Raw genomic sequence first — 3,782 nt, 5'->3', positions numbered from 1 at the left:
TTTTAATTCTTATTGCAGGCCTTTTTGCACAGGAAGCCCTTAAAAGTACCGAAGAAGAATATTACGATTTTCTTTCGCTTACTGGTGATGTTGAACGCCCTACTCTTGGCTACAGAACATTGAGCGATAGTGTATGGAAATTAGATGAAGATACTGATCATATATGGTCTGGCAACAATCTTGGAAGTACTAAGGTAATCTGGGAGTCATCTTCTCCAGCTGAAAACTGGTTCACCAACGGCCTTTATCAAGGATTCAAATATAAAATTTTCGGACCAGAATGGTTTAATAGTTATAATACAGCAGCCCCTTATGGCCAAAATGACGGTGCCCTCTGGCAAGGCCGCGGTTACAATACTTCTCTTACAACTGGCGCTAGAATTGAAGGCTATGGTTTTGAATTGACATTTAAGCCGCAGGTGAGTTGGATGGAAAATAGGGAATTTGAATATCTTCCATCAACATATGAAAATGAATTTGGATATTTTAGAGGGAATAATCGTAAGGGTGGAATTGACGCTCCGCAACGCTTTGGAGATTCTTCGTTTTGGTCATTTGATTTCGGAGATTCTGAAATTAGATGGACATGGAATAGTTTTACATTTGGTTTTGGAACACAAGCACCTTGGATTGGTCCATCATATTTAAATCCGATACTTCATTCAAATAATGCACCAACATATCCAAAACTTGATTTAGGTTTAAGAAAAACAAAAGTCTTTATACCTTATACAAATATATATATAGGAAATATTGAAACCAGAATTTGGGCTGGATATTTATCAGAATCTAATTATTTTGATAATGATGAAACAAATAATCATAATATGATAAATGGTTTTTCCATTTCTTATTCACCTTCTTTCTTACAAGGCTTAACCTTAGGAGCAACAAAAACATGTATTAGCAAATGGAAGAAAGATAAAAATTTTATATCATATTTTAATCCTTTTTATCATAATAACAGTGGTATTGGAACAGAGACAGGAGAAGATCAAAAAGCTTCTATTTTTGTAGAATGGATTTCTAATACTATTGGATTAAACATATATGGTGAAATTGGTATTGATGATTATTTTCAAGATGGCTTTCTTTATGGTTTATTAAGATATCCTTTTGATTCCTTTGTGAGTACCTATGGAATAAAAAAAATTATTTCAACGAAAAATCCTGATATTAAACTTAGTATCCTTTTTGAAATTTCTAGTATGGAAGAACCTCGAAATAGAATAGCCGGAGGCAGTTCATATTCTTATAATTTTCATTCTCAGATTACACAAGGATATACCAATAAAGGACAATACCTTAGCACATATTTAGCAAATGGTGGAAATTCTCAATCAATAATTATTAATATTTTTTATCCTAAAGGTTATTCATCATTATTGCTTCAAAGAGATAACCCAGATACTACATATTCGTTTATAAAACATGCTGGAAATAACACTTATAAAGCAAATAATATAGTAAGTCTTTTTACGTATTATAGTCTGTTACCAAGTCTTAGTATTAATTCTTCTATAACGTTTGACTATATTATTAATCCGAATTATTATTTAGAAATTGATGGTATAAAAAAAGATACAAAGGATATAATAAATCTATCATTTGTAATAGGGGTAAAATATTCATTATGAAAAAAATTGTTTCTAAGAATAATAATTGGATTACTTTTAACACACCTCCTTTTGTTAATACAGGACTTAAATATATAAATGAAGCTATAAATAATAAAAAAATTTGTGGAGATGGACCTTTTACAAAAAAATGTAATGAATGGTTTGAGAAAAATTTCAATGCGAAAAAAGTTCTTCTTACTACAAGTGGAACTTCCGCTCTTGAAATGGCAGCACTTCTCTGTAATGTAAAACCTGGTGATGAAGTAATCATGCCAAGTTATACATTTTGTTCAACTGCTGATGCATTTGTTCAACGAGGCTGTAAGATAGTTTTTATTGATATTCGTCCTGATACAATGAATATTGATGAAAAATTAATCGAACAAGCTATTACAGATAAAACAAAAGTAATCTGTGTAGTTCATTATGCTGGTGTTGCCTGTGAAATGGATACCATAATGGATATTGCTCATCGTCATAATCTTAAAGTTGTTGAAGATGCAGCTCAAGGAGTTATGTCTTATTATAAAGGAAAAGCTCTTGGCACAATTGGAGATTACGGATGTTATTCATTTCATGAAACAAAAAATTACAGCATGGGTGAAGGTGGCGCTTTAATTGTTAATACCAATTTAGAAGATATTGAAAAAGCAGAAATTATTCGTGAAAAAGGTACTAACCGTTCAAAATTTTATCGAGGTCAAATTGATAAATACACATGGGTTGATTATGGTTCCAGTTATCTTCCTAGTGAATTAAATGCAGCATATCTTTGGTCTCAATTAGAAATAGCAGAAAAAATAAATAATTCTCGTATAAAAATTTGGAATAAATATTTTAATGAGTTTAAACAATTATCAGAAAAAGGATTATTTGAAATTCCATTTATTCCAAATGAATGCGTTCATAATGCTCATATGTTTTATATTAAATGTAAGAATCTTGAAGAACGAACAGCTTTTATTGATTATATGAAACGAAATAGCATTGGATGTGTTTTCCATTATATACCATTACATTCCGCTCCTGCCGGATTAAAATTTGGATACTTTTTTGGAGAAGATAGATTTACAACTAAAGATAGTGAACGTCTTGTTAGACTTCCATTATGGTATGGATTATCAGATAAAGAAGTCAAAACAATAATAGATGCTGTAAAAGAATTCTATAAAAATTAAATATGAAAAAGATAGCAATAATTGGTGCATATTATTTTCAAGATCAATTGATATTAAAAGCAAAAGAAATGGGTTTAGAAACACATGTTTTTGCATGGGAAGATGGAGCTGTTGGAAAAGAACATGCAGATTTTTTCTATCCAATAAGTATTATTGAAAAAGAACAAATTCTTACAAAATGTAAAGAAATAGGAATCGATGGAATATGTTCTATTGCTTCTGATTTAGCAGTACTAACGGTTGATTATATTGCAGAAAAAATGAACCTTAATGCAAACTCGATAGAATGTTCAGAAATCGCAACTAACAAATATATGATGCGACAAGCTTTTAAAAAGAATGGAGATCCTATTCCTAAATTTATTGAAGTTTGTGAAAATGAAGATTTTGATATTTCAAAATTTTCTTTTCCATTAATTGTAAAACCAACAGACAGAAGTGGTAGTAGAGGAATAACTAAAGTAACAGACGTTACACAATTAGCATCTGCAATAAAATCTGCTTGTTCTGAATCGTTTGAGCATAAATCAATGATTGAGGAATTTGTAGAAGGAAAAGAATATAGTGTTGAATGTATTTCCTTTCATGGAAAACATACACTCCTAACTATAACTGAAAAGATAACAACTGGAGCTCCACATTTTATAGAAACAGGCCATAATGAACCCGCCCCTATTAGTTCAGAAATGACAGACAAAATTCGAAATAGTGTGTATCACGCCTTAAACAGTTTAAAAATTAAAGAAGGTGCAAGTCATTCGGAAATAAAAATTGATGACAGTAATAATATAAAAATAATCGAAATTGGTTCACGTATGGGTGGAGATTGCATTGGTTCTGATCTCGTCAGAATTTCTAAAGGTTATGATTTTACACCGATGGTAATTAATGTTGCTCTATGTAAAGAACCAGATTTTACTCAAGTTATTCAGCCTCGAAAAGCAGCTGTACGTTTTATCTTTTCAGAAAAAGATATTTTAAATTG

The 3,782-nt window shown here is 30.7% G+C and carries 3 protein-coding genes; all 3 read left to right on the top strand.

Annotated features, from left to right (window positions below):
- The first annotated feature begins 119 nt into the window (after window positions 1-119).
- Window positions 120-1,637: a hypothetical protein gene (locus QZZ11_RS04670; RefSeq protein WP_292474023.1), complete on the top strand. Its 1,518-nt coding sequence runs from the start codon at window positions 120-122 to the stop codon at window positions 1,635-1,637.
- Window positions 1,634-2,797 (top strand): dTDP-4-amino-4,6-dideoxygalactose transaminase, encoded by a 1,164-nt coding sequence (gene rffA, locus QZZ11_RS04665; RefSeq protein WP_292474021.1) that lies wholly within the window; start codon window positions 1,634-1,636, stop codon window positions 2,795-2,797. Before QZZ11_RS04670 ends, rffA begins: the two co-directional genes overlap by 4 nt.
- Before the next feature lie 2 nt (window positions 2,798-2,799).
- Window positions 2,800-3,782, top strand: a 983-nt coding sequence (locus QZZ11_RS04660; protein ID WP_292474019.1) for an ATP-grasp domain-containing protein, incomplete at its 3' end; no start/stop codon positions are given.

Source organism: Methanosphaera sp., assembly GCF_016282985.1.
Classification (GTDB): domain Archaea; phylum Methanobacteriota; class Methanobacteria; order Methanobacteriales; family Methanobacteriaceae; genus Methanosphaera.
Note: the sequence above shows the minus strand (reverse complement) of the source record. Positions and strands in the feature narration are given on the sequence as shown.